This window comes from Mangrovicoccus sp. HB161399 (genome assembly GCF_013184745.1).
In the GTDB taxonomy this organism is placed as follows: domain Bacteria; phylum Pseudomonadota; class Alphaproteobacteria; order Rhodobacterales; family Rhodobacteraceae; genus Mangrovicoccus.
The window spans coordinates 1-640 of the sequence record NZ_JAATVU010000298.1 but is presented as its reverse complement, the minus strand read 5'-3'; the positions used below and the strand labels follow the sequence as shown (position 1 = coordinate 640).

The window sequence follows — 640 nt, the reverse complement described above, 5'->3', positions numbered from 1 at the left end:
CGGCACGGCCGTCGGCCCGGGTCAGGTCGCCCTGGACCGCAAGCCCGCTGCGGTTCTCCATGACAGCATGCCCCATGAAACACAGAATCGCGCCTGTGCCGGGCGACTTCCGGTAGAGCCGCGCGTCCGGATCGGTGGTCGAGGCATGCGTCGCGTTCGAGCGCTTCTCGCCCTTGAAGTTCACTTCGGCATTGCGGCTGCGGCTGGCGGGGAGGGTCATCGGGCGGGTCTCGGTATAGGGCTGCGGGGACGGGTCTTGCGGGGCGGCATCCTGTGCCGGAGGATCACCGGGATCGCTGCCCTCCTTCGGCCGGACGCTTTTCATCGAGGCCCAAGCCTTCACCAGTGTTCCGTCGACCAAGAAATGGTCGTCCGGCAGCAGCGGTGCCACCTCGCGATGGGCAAGAATGGCGGCCATCGCCTTGCGCGACATGTCCGCCGTCAGCAGCCGGTCGCGGTTCTTGCTGAACACGGTCGGGACCCAAATGGCGTCATCGATGCCGAGCCCGACGAACCAGCGGAACAGAAGGTTGTAGTCCAGCTGCTCGGCATTGTTGCGCAAATCTAGGGGATTCATCTCGTGAATCCAGCATGCTAGCCGGGCAGCATGAGCAGACCTCCGAAGACGACCTACAAGACC

General features: G+C 64.8%; 1 pseudogene. It reads right to left on the bottom strand.

Features of this window, described 5'->3' with window-relative positions:
* Positions 1-559: pseudogene (locus HCC78_RS33005) on the bottom strand (transposase); the annotation flags it as partial.
* Positions 560-640 lie beyond the last annotated feature (81 nt).